At 70.5% G+C, this 15,795-nt stretch carries 12 protein-coding genes; 4 read left to right on the top strand and 8 right to left on the bottom strand.

From position 1 onward, the window contains the following. Position 1: 1 nt before the first annotated feature. From HNP84_RS37735 to HNP84_RS37715, 5 genes are all read right to left on the bottom strand, one after another. The gene (locus HNP84_RS37735; RefSeq protein ID WP_221337253.1) at positions 2-2,767 is read right to left on the bottom strand and encodes an Ig-like domain-containing protein; all 2,766 of its coding nucleotides are present in this window, start codon (positions 2,765-2,767) and stop codon (positions 2-4) included. Positions 2,768-3,076: 309 nt separating this feature from the next. Further along, positions 3,077-4,048 (bottom strand): carbohydrate ABC transporter permease, encoded by a 972-nt coding sequence (locus HNP84_RS37730; protein WP_185054811.1) that lies wholly within the window; start codon positions 4,046-4,048, stop codon positions 3,077-3,079. Between the two features lie 17 nt (positions 4,049-4,065). Next, positions 4,066-5,028: a carbohydrate ABC transporter permease gene (locus HNP84_RS37725; protein WP_221337252.1), complete on the bottom strand. Its 963-nt coding sequence runs from the start codon at positions 5,026-5,028 to the stop codon at positions 4,066-4,068. Continuing rightward, positions 5,007-6,251: an ABC transporter substrate-binding protein gene (locus HNP84_RS37720; protein WP_185054810.1), complete on the bottom strand. Its 1,245-nt coding sequence runs from the start codon at positions 6,249-6,251 to the stop codon at positions 5,007-5,009. Before HNP84_RS37720 ends, HNP84_RS37725 begins: the two co-directional genes overlap by 22 nt. Before the next feature lie 270 nt (positions 6,252-6,521). Further along, positions 6,522-7,781 carry an alpha-L-fucosidase gene (locus tag HNP84_RS37715; protein WP_185054809.1) on the bottom strand — a complete coding sequence of 420 codons (1,260 nt, stop codon included), beginning with the start codon at positions 7,779-7,781 and terminating at the stop codon, positions 6,522-6,524. A gap of 189 nt (positions 7,782-7,970) precedes the next feature. Here HNP84_RS37715 and HNP84_RS37710 point away from each other — a divergent pair, with 189 nt between their 5' ends. Continuing rightward, positions 7,971-8,720, top strand: coding sequence for an RraA family protein (locus tag HNP84_RS37710; RefSeq protein ID WP_185054808.1), 750 nt, complete (start codon positions 7,971-7,973; stop codon positions 8,718-8,720). Positions 8,721-8,773: 53 nt separating this feature from the next. Here the strand turns inward: HNP84_RS37710 and HNP84_RS37705 are convergent, their stop codons facing one another. Both HNP84_RS37705 and HNP84_RS37700 read right to left on the bottom strand, forming a co-directional pair. Then, complete coding sequence (locus HNP84_RS37705; protein ID WP_185054807.1) at positions 8,774-9,679, bottom strand: aldo/keto reductase; 906 nt, start codon at positions 9,677-9,679, stop codon at positions 8,774-8,776. Continuing rightward, positions 9,676-11,568 carry a DUF8034 domain-containing protein gene (locus HNP84_RS37700; RefSeq protein ID WP_185054806.1) on the bottom strand — a complete coding sequence of 631 codons (1,893 nt, stop codon included), beginning with the start codon at positions 11,566-11,568 and terminating at the stop codon, positions 9,676-9,678. Before HNP84_RS37700 ends, HNP84_RS37705 begins: the two co-directional genes overlap by 4 nt. A 92-nt stretch (positions 11,569-11,660) precedes the next feature. On the opposite strand from HNP84_RS37700, the gene HNP84_RS37695 reads away from it, so the two are divergent. The 3 genes from HNP84_RS37695 (at position 11,661) to HNP84_RS37685 (ending at position 14,311) form a co-directional block, all read left to right on the top strand. Beyond that, positions 11,661-12,521 (top strand): amidohydrolase family protein, encoded by an 861-nt coding sequence (locus tag HNP84_RS37695; protein ID WP_185054805.1) that lies wholly within the window; start codon positions 11,661-11,663, stop codon positions 12,519-12,521. A 17-nt stretch (positions 12,522-12,538) separates the two neighbouring features. Next, positions 12,539-13,543, top strand: coding sequence for an acetylxylan esterase (locus tag HNP84_RS37690; RefSeq protein WP_185054804.1), 1,005 nt, complete (start codon positions 12,539-12,541; stop codon positions 13,541-13,543). 135 nt (positions 13,544-13,678) lie between these two features. After that, complete coding sequence (locus HNP84_RS37685; RefSeq protein ID WP_221337251.1) at positions 13,679-14,311, top strand: GntR family transcriptional regulator; 633 nt, start codon at positions 13,679-13,681, stop codon at positions 14,309-14,311. Positions 14,312-14,384: 73 nt separating this feature from the next. Here the strand turns inward: HNP84_RS37685 and HNP84_RS37680 are convergent, their stop codons facing one another. After that, positions 14,385-15,779, bottom strand: a complete 1,395-nt coding sequence (locus tag HNP84_RS37680) for a GH1 family beta-glucosidase (RefSeq protein ID WP_185054802.1) — start codon at positions 15,777-15,779, stop codon at positions 14,385-14,387. Positions 15,780-15,795 lie beyond the last annotated feature (16 nt).

The following is a 15,795-nucleotide window of genomic DNA, read 5'->3' as shown; positions in this document are numbered from 1 at the left end:
GTCAGGGTGTCCGAGGGAGGGAGAAGGTGACGTCGTCGAAGTCGAGGCGGGCGAAGCCCGACGTATAGAACCCGACTCTGCCGGACGGGTTGTGCGTGGGGTTGTCGCCCTCGATGACGAGTTCGTCGTTGACGTAGACGCTGATGGACGGGCCACGGACGACCATTCGCAGGTCGTAGACCGTGTCCGGTTTCAGGCCGCGCTCTGCCGGCAGGACGACCTCGCGCAACGTCCGCCATTGGGAGTCGTAGAGAGTCCAGACCGGTCCGCTCTGCGCGTGCCGGTAGCGGACGTAGCCGCTGCCGGTCGGGGTGTGGCGGTCGTACATGATCAGGACGGCGCCGTCGGGCACCTGCGCCGGGGTCTTGAGCCGGTAGTCCAGCGCGTAGTCGGTGAAGGTGCGGTCGAGCAGCCCGTTGGCGCCGTTGACGATCCGGTACCAGTGGTTGCCGGAGCCGTCGGCCACGATGCTGCGGTTGGGGTCCACGGGCCAGCCGTTGCCGCCGGACTCGAAATCGGTGGCGTGCATGATGCCGTCACCCTCGGCCACGGTGACGGTGGCCTCGTCGGCGATCTTCGGATCGGCCTTGGACACCACCGAGATGGTCGTCTCGCCCGGTGCCAGCGCGGTGATCGAGCCGTCGCCGTCGACGGTGGCGACCGAGGTGTCGCCGCTCGTGTACGTCACCGCCTGGTCCGTGGCGTTCCACGGCACCGGCTCGGCGGGGAAGGACACGGTCCGGCCGAGCTGGACGGTGAGCTTGTCATCGGGAAGGTGGAGGCCCGTCAGCTCGATGTGGTCCGGCCCGTGGGGCAGCCCGATCTTGCCTTGGGTGCCGATCCGGTCGAACGGGATGGCCGTGAATCCGGGAATGCGGTCGAAGACCTCGGCGTCCTCGGTCAGGGAGAAGTCTCCGGCCTTCCAGTCGGCGAATCCGGGGTTTCGATCCGCGACCCAGTTGCCGGCGTAGTTGAGCAGGTTCTTGACGTCTCGCGCGCCGTGCTCGTTCACGCTCGCGGCCCTGCCGACCTCGGGGTTCCAGACCAGGTTCCGCTCGAAGAAGTTGTTCGCCGGGTAGTAGTGGTTCTCCTCGAAGAAGGTCAGCAGCTCGGGATACTTCTTCGCGTACGGCGTGCCGACGAACCCGTTGTTCTCCTCGAACAGCTTCTTCCAGGCCGGCATGTAGTTCTTGTCCACCGTGTTGCCCGGCTGGTCGCCCATCCACATCTCGTAGTTGTCGTAGGGGACGTGGGTGTCGACGAAGATGTTGTTCCTGGCCTTGATGTGGTCACCGGAGCCGCTCTTGATGGCGTCGTTGCCCATCCGGTAGAAGACGTTCTCGTCGATGGTCAGGCCCATCGTGAGGTTGTCCGCGTAGACGCCCTCGACACCGCCCCGTCCTTCGCCGATGTGGTGGAAGTAGTTGCGCCGGATCACGGTGCCCCGCTCGTGCGGCGTCATGCCGGCGTTCATGTAGATGGCGCCGAGGTCCTGGAAGTCCTTGCAGATGTCGTAGATCTCGTTGTACTCGATCAAGTGATCGTTCCCGTGGACGATGATGCCCGGGTGCGGCGCGTCGTGAATCTCGTTGCCGCGAGCCTGGTTTCCCACGCCGTCGAACATCACGCCCGGGTTGTATGCCTTGTGGTAGTAGGCGAAGTCGTGGATGTGGGAATTCTCCACGCGGTTGCCGCCCGGCTCCAGGGTCTTCTCGTCGCCGCCGTTGAGGACGACGCCCACGCCGCCGACGTGGCGGATGGTGGAGGACACGACGGCGTGGTTCCGGCCCTTCCCCTTGTCCGGGATGCCGTCGTAGACGTACCGGCCCGACGAGTTGATGTACACGCCGCCGTCGGCGAAGTTCTGGATGTCGCTGCGCTCGATGGTGACGTCGTTGCCGCCGAGGATGACGGCGGGCAGGCTCCGCCCGTACTCCATCACCAGTTCCCTGAAGGAGACGTGCGAGACGTTGGTGGCCCGGATCATCGGCTCCTTGAGCATGGTGACGGTGACGTCGCCCTGCCTGCCGCGGAAGGCGGCGTTGGGCACCAGGTACAGCACGCCCTTCTTGCGGTCGATGTAGTACTCGCCCGGCGCGTCGAGCTCCTCCAGCAGGTTCGTGGCGAAATGGAAGTCGGGGTACCAGGTCTTCATGAGCCCGGACATCTCGCCGTACCGCAGGGTGATCCGCTTCGCCTCGGTGTCGATCGAGGCGATCTTGTTGTACGACCACTCCCAGCTGTAGCCGAAGATGCCGTCCAGCCAGATGTCCTCGGCCTGGGTCCAGTACCGCGGCCGGTCGTAGGTGTAGCCGAACGTGCCGCCGCGATCCTGCAGGTCGGGGTCCTTCACGGTGGGCCCGGCGTCGATGATCTCGCCCATCTGGACCGTGCCGCGGTTCGGCCACCGGGCGAGGGTCATGCCCTGGCCCGCCACGTAGAGCTCCATGGGCGGCACGAGGCTGACGTCGTTGGCCTTCCAGTAACCGTGGCGGCTCTGCTGCCCGTAGTCGGTGATGCCCAGGGCCGCCAGGTCGGCCTGGAGGACCTTGCCGCGCGCCGGCTCGTCGATGATCCGCCGCAGCACGGCGTCGTCGGTCACGGGGGTGAAGCTGTCGTGGTCCAACCGCCGTCCGCCGGTGAGCCGGGCGGTCTCCCCGGGGTAGGAGCGGTAGACGACCGGCGCCTTGGCCGTGCCGGAGTCCTGCCGGTCCAGGGCGAACGACGCGGTGCGTTCGTAGGTCCCTTCCCGCAGGTAGACGGTCACTCCCCTGGGGGGCAGGCCACGGCGGGCCTTCAGTTCCCTGATCGCGTCCCTGGCCCCTTCGAGCGTGCGAAGGGGTTTGCCTCTCGTCCCTTTGTTCGAGTCGTTCCCGTCGGGCGCGACATAGAGCACCGCTCCGGGTTGCCCTGACGCGGTCTCGGCCTGCGCCACCGCGGGCGTTGCCGCGAGGAGGAGGCAAGCCACCAATGTGGCTCGCAGCCGTCGTTTCATGGAGACGATTCCCGCCTTTCCGGGGTCGGTACGGGGTCGGGATGAGCCGGGTGGGAGGTGGAGTCCGGCGGCCGGGGCGTCTCAGCCCTTGATCGCGCCGACCGTCAGCCCGCTGATGATGTGACGCTGCATGTAGATGAAGAAGATGATCACCGGTGCCACGGCCAGCAGGAGGTTGGGGAAGACCTTGGTCATGTCGGTCGAGTACTGGCTGATGCCGGCGTAGATGGCGGTGGTGACCGTGTAGTTGCCGGACCCGGGGCTCAACAGGATCTGCGGGCTGATGAAGTCGTTCCAGATGCCGATGGAGTTGAGGATCAGCACCGTGACGACGGCCGGGCGCGTCAGGGGGAAGATGACCTGCCAGTACGTTCGCAGCCGGCCGGCTCCGTCGATCGCGGCGGCGTGGTCGATGTCCCGGGGGACGGTGCGGATGAAGCCGACGAACAGGAAGATGCTCACCGGCAGCGTCATGGCGACGTCGTGCAGGATCAGCCCGGTCACGGTGTTCCCCAGCCCGATGGCGCGCAGCACGTAGATCAGCGGCACGATGAGGGCCGCCGAGGGGATGAAGGTGCCGGCGAGGAAGAACAGCAACAGGATCTGGGTGCGCCGCTTGAGGCTGCGCGCGATCACGTAGGCGGCCGGTCCGGCGAACAGGATGCACAGGATGTCGACGGACACGACCAGAAGGAGCGTGAAGCCGTAACTCCGCAGCACGTTGTACTGCGGGCTGTGGATCGCGGCTTCGAGGTACTCCAGCGAGATCCTGGTCAGCGGCAACGAGAACGGGCTGTTCTGGATGTCCTGCTGCGACTTGAAGCTGTTGACCAGCAGAAGGTAGACCGGCGCCGTCATGACGACGAACAGCAGCGTCAGCAGCGCGATGCGGATCGGCGACGGGCGCCGGCGCCTGGCCCGCGGCGCGTCGGCCTGCTGCCCCGCAGGCGGATCGGCCGGTGTATCGGCATGTGCATCGGCCGGTGTGTCGGCCGGCGGCTGCGACGCCGGCCGGACGGCGCGGGCGGCGCCGCCGAAGATGTTCAGGCTCATGGGTGCTCCTGGGGTGGCTAGCTCGCCGCCGCCCGGTCCTGCCGGTTCCGCAGGGCGGTGACGACGACCGAGAGCGCCGCGGACACCACCATCAGCCCCACGGCCTGGGCGGTGGCGAACCCGACGTCCGTGCCGGCGAACGACCGGCTGAGGATCAAGTAGGCGATGGTCTCGGTGGACCCGGCCGGACCGCCGTCGGTGAGGCTGACGACGATGTCGTACACCTTGATCAGTCCGACGAGGTTGAGCACCATGGCCACGGTGACCACCGGTGAGATCATCGGGATGACGATCCGGCGGTTGATCTGCCGCTGTGACGCGCCGTCGATCTGCGCGGCCTCGATGAGCTCGCGCGGCACGGTCTGCAGGCCGGCGACGAACAACACCACGTTGAAGCCGAATCCCGCCCACACGATGACGCCCACCAGGGTGATCACGGCCAGGTTCTCGTCGAAGAGGAAGCCGACGGGGCCGATCCCGAGATCGCGGAGGGTGTTGTTGATCGCGCCGTTGGTGCCGAGGATGGCGCTCCACAGAAAGCCCAGGATGAGCGCGCTGATGACGTGCGGGTAGTACGCGAGCGTACGGAAGAAGGAGTTGGACCAGCGCCTCTCCTTGAGCTGCAGGGCGTAGACCAGGCCGAGCCCGAGCATCCCCACGGCCCCGAAGAAGGCCACCACCAAGGTCACCAGCCCGGCCCGGGTGGTGTCGGGGTCGTCGAACAGGCGCGCGTAGTTCTCCAGGCCGATGAACGTCGCCGTCGAGAAGCCGTTCCAGTCGGTGAGGCTCAGGTACACCGCGACGATGACCGGGACGATGGTCATGACGGTGTACACCACGACGGCCGGGGCGAGCATGCCCGCGCTCACCGCCGCGCCACGGAAGCGGCGGCGCCGGCCGGTGGGCGTCCGGCGGCCGGATTCGGGACCCGGTGCGGGCGTCCGCACCGGGTCCGCGCTCAGCCCTGCGAGTCCCACCACTGATCCAGCTTCGTCGCGACGTCACCGGCCGAGGAGCCCGTGAACAGGGACTGGATCCGCGTGTTCAGTTCCTCGGCGTAGCCCTGAACCGGCTGGCGCTCGCCCTGCTTGACGATCACGAACGGCGCCTCGTCGAGGATCGCCTGCACGCCGTCTCCGAGGCTGGAGACGTCGTAGGCGAACCCCTTGCGCAGGTTGCCGTCGGCCGCGAGCTGGATCTTGATGGCTTCCTCGTCGGTCACCAGCCACTCGACCAGGTCGATCGCCGCCTCCCGGTTCTCGGACTGGCCGACCACCGTGTACGGCTGCGCCATGTTGCCGAACTGGCCGGGCGGGTAGGCGCCGTCGGACGGCACCGGGAAGACCCCGATGTCGTCGCTCTTGCCCGCATCGTCCGCCGCCGGCACGAAGTACGAGCCCATGATGTACATGGCCGAGTCGCCCTTGAGGAAGGCGGCCTGGCCGTCGGGGTACTGGAGCCCGAGCGAGCTCTTGTCGATGAACCCCTTGTCGAGCCACGACTCGTACAGCTGGTAGTAGCGCATGTAGCCGCTGCCGGCGAACGTCGTCTGGCCCTTCTTGCGTTTGACCGTCCACTCGGGGTCCGCGGTGAGCACACCGGCATCGGCGAGCATGGTGAACTGCGCCCCGGTGACCCACTGGCCGGCCGTCTGCAACGGCACGTAGCCGGCCTTCTTGAGCTTGCCCATCGCCTCTTCGAACTGGGCGATCGTGCGGATCTTCGTGGCATCCACGCCGGCTTCGGCGAAGGCCTTCTTGTTGTAGAAGACCAGCGACTGGATCTGTTCGCCGACACCGACGACGTAGTGCTTGCCGCCGATGGCGTACTCCTCGTACAGCGGGGTCTTGGCCGCCCACGCCTCCCCGGACAGGTCGACGAAGAGCTCGGCCGTCTCCGGGGTGGGCACCACGTGCTGCGCGATGTCCGGCGGGTCGCCGGCGGCCAGGTCCTGCCGCAGCTTGGCCTCCGCCTCGATCGTGCCGGTGAGCTCCAGTTGCACCGTCACGCCCGGGTTCTTGGCCTCGTAGAGGTCGAACAGCCCGGTCCAGAACTGTTCCGTGAGGTTGGGGGTGATATTGACGATCATGCGCAGCGTGGTCTTTCCGGGCTCGCCGCCTGTGCCGCCGGCGCCGCCACACGCCGTCGTCGCCGATAACACCAGGGCCGTCGCCGCGGCCGCCAGCAATCGCCACCTGTTCATGTGCCTCTTTTTCGTTCCTTGCGTCGCGTAGATCGGACAGATGATCGAGTTGTCGTCCTCGGACTCGCTCCGTGACCCGCACCGGCTCAGGGTCGTGTCGCCGGCGAGGCGGTGGCGGCGCTGACACCGGCGGAGATCTGCGTGGACCTCATCCGCCGTCCTCTCCGGGCGCCACGCCGAATTCCTAGCGTCTAACGCCTATCGATAGGCGATGTTATTTCGCCGACCTCACTTGTTCAAGAGCCATTTCGTGCGCCCCGCCCGGCGACGTCAGCGCCCCTCGTCGCGCAACACCAGCTCGACCACCGGGAGCGTCACCTCCGGCTGGACGACGGGCAGGGTCAGGGTGAGCGTCCCCGGCGGCCGGCCGGGCGGGGCGAGGTTGTTGTGCTCGTGGTCGCCGCCGTCCAGCTCGTGGAAGCGCACCTCCGAGCCGTCGTGCAGCAGTTGCGCGTACCGTACGCGCCCGGCGAGGCCGGGCAGGTGGACGTGCTTGAGCGGCCAGGTGAGCAGGTGGAGGTAGAGGCGGTCGCCCCGCTGGGTGTAGAGGGTGTTCGGCGGGGCCTCGAACGCGCTCGGACCGGCGCCGTGCACGGTCCGCGCGTGCAGGGACGTCCACGCGCCGATCGCGCGCAGCGTGTGCGCGGCCCGCGGCTCCAGCGCGCCCCGTCCCGTGGGCCCGACGTTGAGCAGCAGATTGCCGCCGCAGGCGACCGACTGCACGAGCATCCGCACCAGCAGGGCCGGATCCTTGTAGTCGTGGTTGTCGCGGTCGTACCCCCACGAGCCGTTGAGCGTGTGGCACGCCTCCCACATGACCTCGGCGCCGTCCCTGGTGAGCGGCCGGTCGGGCTGGTACTGCTCCGGCGTGACGTAGTCGCCCGGGATGCCGAGGCGGTCGTTGACGATGATCCGCGGCTGGAGGTCGCGGACCATCGCCATCAGCTCCTCCGCGCCCCAGTCGGCGGGCCCCTTCTCCGCGTACGTGAAGTCGAAGAACAGCAGGTCGATGGGGCCGTAGCCGGTGAGCAGCTCCCGCACCTGCCCGTGCATGTACGCGCGGTAGCGCGCCATGTCGCGCCCGGCGGCCTCCTCCGGCGGCACGCTGTCGCGCAGCGGGTGGTAGCGGTCGATGGTGAAGTCGGGGTGCCGCCAGTCCAGCAGCGAGTAGTACAGGCCCACCCGCAGCCCCTCCGCCCGCATCGCCTCGGCGAACTCGGCCACCAGGTCCCGCCCGGCCACCCGGGCCGAGGTGTAGCCGGTCAGCTCGGAATCGAACAGGCAGAAGCCGTCGTGGTGCTTGGCGGTCAGCACCGCGTAACGCATCCCGGCGTCGCGCGCCGCCCTGGCCAGCGCCGCGGCGTCGAACAGATCGGGATCGAACCGCTCCAGGTAGCGGTCGTAGTCGGCGTCCGGCATCGCCTCGCGGCTGCGCACCCACTCGTGCCGGGCGGCGAGGCTGTAGAGCTCGAAGTGGACGAACAATCCGAACCGCGCCGCCTCGAACCACTGGGTCGACCTAGCTGACACTGGCGTCTCCTCCCACGGTTGACAGCCCTCGCCGGTCGGCAGTTACATCTACCATCGATAGGCGATAATTGTCGACGTTGTTGGGTGAGGCATCGAATGAACACGAACGGGCACGGCGCGGAGACGGAGCCGGAGACGGAGCCAGAGACGGGGACGGAACCAGAGAGAGGGACGGAGACGTACGAGACGATGCTGGGGCCGGCGCAGTCCTCGCCCTTCGTCCGGCCGGCCGCTCGCATGGTGGAGGCGCTCGCCGGCGTGAGCGCGGCCACCGCCTGCGCCAAGCTCCACCAGATGGGCATCACCCGCACCTTCATCGACGGCCCCGTGCCGCTGCACCGGGAGCCCGACGTGCGGATCACCGGGGGCGCGGTGACGCTGCAGTTCCTGCCGCAGCGCGAGGACGTCTTCTCCGGCGGCGAGCAGGAGGACGCCGAGCGCAAGACCGCGCTGTGGGCGGTGCTGGAGTCGATCAGGCCGGGCGACGTGCTCGTCGTGTCGGCCCAGGCCAGCCACTTCACCGGCTGCCTCGGCGACATGCTGGTCCGCTACTTCAAGCTGCGCGGCGGCGCGGGCATCGTGGTCGACGGCCGGGTGCGCGACGCCGCGCGGGTGCGCGCCCTGGGCGTGCCGATCTGGTGCACCGGCGTGACGCCGCACTACGCCTCGCAGACGGAGCTGTTCCCCTCGGCCTTCAACGTCCCGGTCGGGGTGGGCGGCGCGCTGGTGACACCCGGCGATCTCATCGTCGCCGACGAGGACGGGGCGGTCGTCGTGCCGCAGCGCAGCGCCCTGGCGCTGGCCGAGGACTCCCTGCTGCACCAGGACCGCGAGGAGTTCGCCCGCCGCCGTCTGGACGAGGGCGGCCGGCTGTCCGACTACTACCCGCTGACCGGGGCCGGCCTGGAGGAGTACCTCGCCGCCCGCGACGCGGGCTGACGGGCCCCGGACGCAAGACCCGCCGGGCGACGCGTGGCCGCCCGGCGGGTCTTCTACGCCTCCAGCAGTTCCGGCGGGACGAAGCCCTCCTCGGCGAGGCGGTGCCACAGCTCCGGCGGGATCTCCGTCCGCGCCGACTCCGCGTTCCGGCTCACCTCGTCCGCCGACCGGCAGCCGACCACGACGGAGCGTACGGCCGGATGCAGGTAGGGGAACCGGATCGCCGCCGCCGCGAGCGGAACCCCGAACTCGGCGCAGACCGCGCGGCACCGCTGCGCGCGGGCGAGAACGCCGGCGGGTGCCTCGCGATAGTGGAACATGGCGCCGGGACGGGGGTCGGCCAGCAGGCCGGTGTTGAACACCCCGCCCACGACCACCGCCGTGCCGGTCTTCAGGCACAGCGGCAGCAGGGTCGTCAGCGCGTCGTGGTCGAGCAGCGAGAACCGTCCGGCGATGAGGACCACGTCCACCTCGAACTCGGCCACGTACGCCGCCAGCGGTTCGCAGTGGTTCATACCGAATCCGACGGCCCCGGCCAGACCTTCCTCGCGGAGCCTGCGCGCCGCGGGATAGCCGGTACGGCGGACCTCGTCGGCGAAGTCGTCCGGGTCGTGCAGGTACAGGATGTCGACGGCCGGGCGGCGCAGCCGCCGCAGGCTCGACTCCAGCGACTCGCGGATGCCGCGCTCGGTCCAGTCGGTCACGACCCGCTCCCCCGGCCGCAGCAGCCAGCCGGCCTTGGTCGAGATCACCGGCTCGGCGACGCCCGCGGTCTCGATGGCCCGGCCGAGCCGGTCCTCGGCCAGCCCGTGGCCGTAGCGCGGCGCGGTGTCGAAGTACGTGAGGCCCTCGCGGGCGGCCGCGGCCACCGTGGCGGCGGCGTCCTCCTCGCTCACCTCGCGGAAGAGGTTGCCGATGGGGGCGGTGCCGAGGCCCAGCCGGGGCAGGACGACGGTCATCGCGCGATCTCCCACGGCGGGGCCGCGTAGGTGGGTCTCCCGGCGCGGAGCGTCATGGTCAGCGTCAGCCGCACCTGCGTCGCGCCCGGCAGCCGCACGCCGACGTACGGCCCCTCGACCGGCCGGGGCGCCTCGTCGTCGGCGCGGACGGTGTGGATGCGGTGCTCGGCGAACGCGCCGGCCTGCACCACGAGCGAGCACGGCGCGGCGCCGAGGTTGACCAGCTCGACCACGGTGTGGTCCGGGTCGATGGCGGAGACGAGCGCCGCCACGCCGGGGGGCAGCCCGGGACGGCGATGATCGGCGTCGAAGTGGCGCACGTGCATCTGGGCCAGGCCGCCGTTGTAGAGCACCTGCGGGGAGCCGGTGGTCAGTTGCAGGAGCGCCTCGGTGACGACCGGGTTGCGGTCCTGCCAGTCGTGGATGCCGAACGCGTCGGGGCCGACGGCCGGGTCCACCGGGTCGTTCTCGATCGACTCGACCCGCTCGGCGCAGGTGTCGATGGCGCTTTGCAGCATGCGCTCGGGGAAGCCGGGGTTGCGGCCGGCGAGGTACTCGTACCAGGGCTCCTCGTGGCCCGACTCCTCCTTGGTCCGCTGGGTGTGCACCGCCGTCCAGTCCCAGCTCGACCCCACGCGCAGCCGGTCGATGCGCTCCCGGTCGGCGGGGTCCCGGCTGAACTGCCACAGGGCGACGGGCAACTGCGTCGGCATGACGTTGTGGTCGAACCAGCCGGAGTCGTCGCGGCGCATCGGGGCCAGCAGGGTCGGCTCGCCCTCCAGCCCGCGCAGGTGGGGCCGCCAGCGTTTGGTGATCGTGGACACCTCGCGGGGCCGCATCGGCGCGGCGTGGCGGAGCACCACGTCCAGGGGGTTGCGCGCCAGCTCCAGGTACGACCGGTCGCCGGTCAGCAGCGTCGCGTTGACCGCGCCGACGATCGCCGCGGTGCCCACCGGCGGCAGCCCGTGCGGCCACGACCAGCCGTAGTGCCCGCCGTACCAACGGCCGTCCAGGTGCTCCCCCACGATCCCGTGCGTCCCGGCGTTGTCCGGCACGACCTCGCGGCCGTCCAGGCGCTCCCGCCAGGCGCCGGTGTACTCCACCACCCACGCGGCGTGGCGCGGGTCGCCGCCGAGAAGGTAGGCGTTGGTGACGAGGCCGGTCGCGGCCAGGTTGACGATCGTGTCGCCGCGTCCCATGCGGTCCCACATGACCCGGCCGTACGCGCGCGCCCGCTCGGGGTCGGCGGCCAGCTCGTCGAAGGGCGCGGCCTCGGCGATCCAGTCGAGCGGCAGCCCGTACGGGCGCAGCGCCAGGCTCCACGGGAAGTACACGTCGTGGTCGCTGAAGCCCCAGCGGGGCCCCGCGGCGCCGTTGTGCGGGGCCCGGATGATCCGGTGCCCGGGGTCGTAGTTGGGTCCGCCGGGCAGGTAGAGGTCGGCGAAGCGCCCGGCGAGCTCCCTGAGCTCGCCGTCGTCCGGTTCGGCCATGCAGAGCCCGTAGAACAGCAGCATGCCCTCGCCCTGGTGGAACCAGTCGTAGCCGCGCTCGAACCCGTCCACGAGCATGCCCATCTCCGTCAACTGGCGGGTGACTCCCCGCCAGTGCCGGCGCGCCGCGGCGAGCACGTCCGCGCTGCCGCCGAGCAGGTAGAGGGTCGGCCAGTTGAAGAACGCCTCGTAGAAGTCGTCCACGCCGTCGCGGCCGTCGAGCCCCTGCCCCAGCGTGTCGCGGAACACCAGCCGCCCGTCGCCCTCGGTGTAGCGGTCGGAGAAGATCCGCCACGCCTTGTCCTGAGCGGCGAACAGCTCCCGTTGCAGGCCCGCCCACCGTGGCGGGGACGTCAGGACGCGGCTCGCCCGCACTGCCGGCGGGTGTGAGATGTGCATGCGAACACCAATCGTTCATCGATAGCCGATGACTAGAATCTTCATAAGCCCCAATCGGTGTGTCAATACACGAGAAACCCCGTGGAGACGACGTGATCGACTGCCATGCCCACCTGTGGGATCTCGATGGCGGATATCCCTGGATCCGGCCGGGGACGCCGTACCACCGGACGTTCACCGCCGAGGACCTGGCCGAGTCGGGCGCGGACCTGGAGCTGACCGGCACCATCCTGGTCGAGTCCTCTCGCGGCGACCGCGGCGAGAACGTGCTGCTGCGCGACCTGCGCCTGCGCCACCCGGACCTGATCGCCGGCCACGTCGGCAACCTCAACTCCTGCGCCGGCCTCGGCCCGGCGCGCTTCGCGGAGTTCCTGGCACAGACACGCCCGAACGGGATGCGCCTCGGCGGGGCGTCCTGGGACGCCACGCCGCCCTCGGCCCGGTCGCTCGTCCCCACGCTGGCCGGTCTCGGCGTGGCGCTCGGACTCAACCTCCACCACGCCGCCGTCCGGGTGGCCGCCGAGGTCGCCGCCCGGCATCCCGCGCTGACCGTGATCGTGGACCACCTCGGCAACCCCGCGAACCTCGGCACCGCCGACCCGGGCGAGTGGCGCGAGCAGGTGCGGCGGGCGGCCCGCGTACCGAACGTGATCATGAAGATCTCCGGCCTGCTCACCCAGCAGCACGGCGTGCCGGAGGAGCGGGTGGCAGACCTGGTCGCGTACGCGGCCGAGGCGTTCGGCCCGGACCGGTGCGTGATCGGCTCCGACTGGCCGATCTGCCTGCCCCGGGGATCGCGGGGCGAGTCGCTGCGGCTCGCGCGGCGCGGGCTGGCCGCGCTGAGCGACGCCGAGCGCCTGCGCGTGCTGCGCACGACCGCCGAGCGCGTCTACGGCCTGGCGGCTCCGGTTGACAACGGTCCGGAGCCCTTGCTTCGATGCTCTGATCGATAAGCGATGATTGGTGGACGATGGCGCAATTCGACCTCCCCCAGGACCGGCTCGAGCAGTACCTGCCGGCCCTGCCGGAGCCGGCGGATCTCGACGCGTTCTGGGCGAAGACGCTCGCCGAGAACGACGGCTTCGGCCTGGCGACGACGGCCGAGCCGGTGGCGAACGGGCTGGCGACGATCGACACCTTCGACGTCACGTTCGCCGGCTTCGGCGGCCACCCCGTCCGGGGATGGCTGCACCTGCCGGTGACCAGGACCGGCCCGCTGCCCGCCGTCGTGGAGTACCTGGGGTACGGCAGCGGGCGCGGCGTGCCCCACGAGAAGCGGCTGTGGGCGTGCGCCGGCTACGCGCACTTCGTCATGGACACCCGCGGCCAGGGGACCGAGACGCCCGACCCCCACCCCGCGACCGGCGACGTCGCGGCGCCCGGCTTCCTCACCCGCGGCGTGCTCGACCCGGAGCGGTACTACTACCGCCGCCTGTACACCGACGCGGTGCGCGCGGTGGCGGCGATCCGCGCCCACCCGGCGGTGGACGCGTCCAAGGTCGCGGTCACCGGCACCAGCCAGGGCGGCGGCATCGCCCTCGCCGTGGCCGGCCTCGTCCCGGACCTGCTGGCCGTCATGCCCGACGTGCCGTTCCTGTGCGACTTCCCGCGCGCCGCCACGTTCACCGACCAGCCGCCGTACGCGGAGATCACCAGGTACGCCAAGCTCCACCGCGGGCACGCCGGCACCGTGATGCGCACGCTGTCCTACTTCGACGGCGCCACCCTCGCCCGACGGGCCACGGCCCCGGCGCTCTTCTCGGTCGGCCTGATGGACCGCATCTGCCCGCCGTCCACCGTGTACGCGGCGTTCAACCACTACGGAGCGCGCTGCGAGATGCCGGCGACCGGCAAGCACATCAGCGTGTACCCGTTCAACGACCACGAGGGCGGCGGCCCCGAGCACGAGGTGGTCAAGCTGGCATGGCTGGCCGGGCGCCTGAACGATTCACAATCGATACCTGCTAAACGATGAGCGCGTATCATCTACTGGGGGGACGCGACAGCGCACGATGGGGAGTACATGGCATCGACACGGCAAGCGAGTGACTTCGCCTCCAGGTTGGCCACGAGCAAGGATTCGGTTCGCCCCACCCTGATCTCCGATCGGGTGTACGAACTGCTCCGCCAGGCCATCGTCGAGGGCGACCTCGCGCCGAACGACCGCGTGGTGGAGTCGGAGATCGCACGCCGCCTCGGTGTGAGTCAAGCGCCGGTTCGCGAAGCCGTCAAGCAGCTCGCGCGTGAAGGGCTGCTCGTGCACGTGCCGCGGCGCGGCAACTTCGTCGTCGAGATCTCCGCCCAGGACGCCGAACACGCCCGCCAGGTGCGCGAGCCGCTCGAACGGCTGGCCGCCACGATGGCCGCAGAACGCATCACCGACGAGCAGCTCGGCGAGCTCGGGGAGCTGGTGGACCAGATGCACCGGGCAGTGGCGGTCAACGACGTCGGCAAGTTCCGCGACGCCGACATCGCCTTCCACACCCGGGTCGTCCAGATCGCCGGAAACCCGTTCCTGACCCGCATGTGGGAGGTCCTCGAACCGAACCTGCGCGCGCTGCGCGCCATCGCCGACCCCCTCTTCGAGGGTGACTGGCGGGCGATGGCCGACGAGCACGGGCGCCTGGTCTCGCTGCTGCGCGACGGCGACGCTGGCAAGGCCGCCGACGCGTTCGCCGACCACGCCGCCGGCCGCTCCCCCGTGCCCGACCGCCGCGCCCGCAAGAAGCCCGCGCCCCGCTGACCCCGCCGCGTCATCATCCGGGCCGTACGGCGAGTGGAGGATGCCCGGCGCCCCGGGACCGCGTGCGGCGTCCCTAGAGGGCGCCGAGGCGCTCGGCCGGCGGGGCGGGTGTGGCACGGGCGTGGAGGCGGTGGTCGCGGATGATGGCGGCGTAGCGGCGGCCGCTGGTCTTGATGGTGCGGCGCTGGGTGGCGTAGTCCACGTGGACGAGGCCGAACCGCTTGTCGTAGCCGTACGCCCATTCGAAGTTGTCCAGCAGCGACCAGGCGTAGTAGCCGGCCAGGGGCGCGCCCCGGCGGGCCGCGCGGGCGCAGGCGGACAGGTGTTCCTCCAGGTACCGGGTGCGTTCGGGGTCGTGGACGGTTCCGTCGGAGGCGACGGTGTCGGGGTAGGCGGAGCCGTTCTCGGTGACGTAGATGCGGCGGGCGCCGTACTCGTCGGTGAGCCGCATGAGCAGCGTCTCCAGGCCGCCGGGATCGACCTCCCAGTCCATCCCGGTGCGGGGCGCGCCCGGCCGGCGGATCTGGCGGGCGAAGGGGGGCGGGCCGCCGGGGTCGTCGGCGATCAGGGCCGGGAAGTAGTAGTTGAGGCCCAGCCAGTCCAGGGGCTCGGCGATGGCGGCGAGGTCGCCGGGGCGTTCGGGCAGGTCCACGCCGTACACCTCGCGCATGTCGGCGGGGAATCCGCGGCCGTGCACGGGGTCGAGCCACCAGCGGTTGGTGTGGCCGTCCATGCGGCGGGCGGCGGCCGCGTCGGCGTCGGAGCCGGAGGCGGGCTCGACCGTGGACAGGTTGTTGACGATGCCGATCCGCGCGCCGGGCGCGGCGGCCCGTACGGCCTGGACGGCCAGGCCGTGGCCCAGCAGCAGGTGGTAGGAGGCGCGGACCGCGGCGGTGACGTCGGTGAGGCCGGGGGCCATGGTGCCTTCGAGATGGCCGATCCAGGCCGAGCAGAGCGGCTCGTTGAGCGTGGCCCACTGCCGCACCCGGTCGCCGAGGGCGCCGGCGACGATCGCGGCGTAGGCGGCGAAGCGCTCGGCGGTCTCGCGGGCGGGCCAGCCGCCGCGTTCCTGGAGGTTCTGCGGCAGGTCCCAGTGGTAGAGGGTGACGTTCGGGGTGATCCCGGCCTCCAGGAGGGCGTCCACGAGCCGGGAGTAGAAGTCCAGGCCCCGCCGGTTGACCGCGCCGTCACCGCCGGGGACGACGCGCGGCCAGGCGACGGAGAACCGGTAGGAGCCGACGCCGAGCTCCCTCATCAGGGCGATGTCCTCCGGCCAGCGGCGATAGTGGTCGCAGGCCACGTCGCCGGTGTCACCGTTGTCGATCTTGCCGGGGATGCGGCAGAAGGTGTCCCAGATCGACGGGGATCGGCCGTCCTCCGCCACGGCTCCCTCGATCTGGTACGCCGAGGTGGCCACGCCCCAGGTGAAGTCCCGGGGCAGGGCGGTGAGGTCGATGGGCTGGGTCACGGCGGTCCTTTCGAGA

It is taken from the genome of Thermocatellispora tengchongensis, from assembly GCF_014202315.1.
GTDB classification, from domain to species: Bacteria; Actinomycetota; Actinomycetes; order Streptosporangiales; family Streptosporangiaceae; genus Thermocatellispora; species Thermocatellispora tengchongensis.
This window is presented reverse-complemented; position numbering and strand designations above follow the sequence as displayed.

Excerpts from the sequence above, each read along its gene's own strand:
- HNP84_RS37730 (WP_185054811.1), bottom strand. The coding sequence starts at position 4,048 with ATGAGCCTGAACATCTTCGGCGGCGCCGCCCGCGCCGTCCGGCCGGCG.
- HNP84_RS37720 (WP_185054810.1), bottom strand. The coding sequence starts at position 6,251 with ATGAACAGGTGGCGATTGCTGGCGGCCGCGGCGACGGCCCTGGTGTTA.
- HNP84_RS37710 (WP_185054808.1), top strand. The coding sequence starts at position 7,971 with ATGCTGGGGCCGGCGCAGTCCTCGCCCTTCGTCCGGCCGGCCGCTCGC.
- HNP84_RS37705 (WP_185054807.1), bottom strand. The coding sequence starts at position 9,679 with ATGACCGTCGTCCTGCCCCGGCTGGGCCTCGGCACCGCCCCCATCGGC.
- HNP84_RS37700 (WP_185054806.1), bottom strand. The coding sequence starts at position 11,568 with ATGCACATCTCACACCCGCCGGCAGTGCGGGCGAGCCGCGTCCTGACG.
- HNP84_RS37690 (WP_185054804.1), top strand. The coding sequence starts at position 12,539 with ATGGCGCAATTCGACCTCCCCCAGGACCGGCTCGAGCAGTACCTGCCG.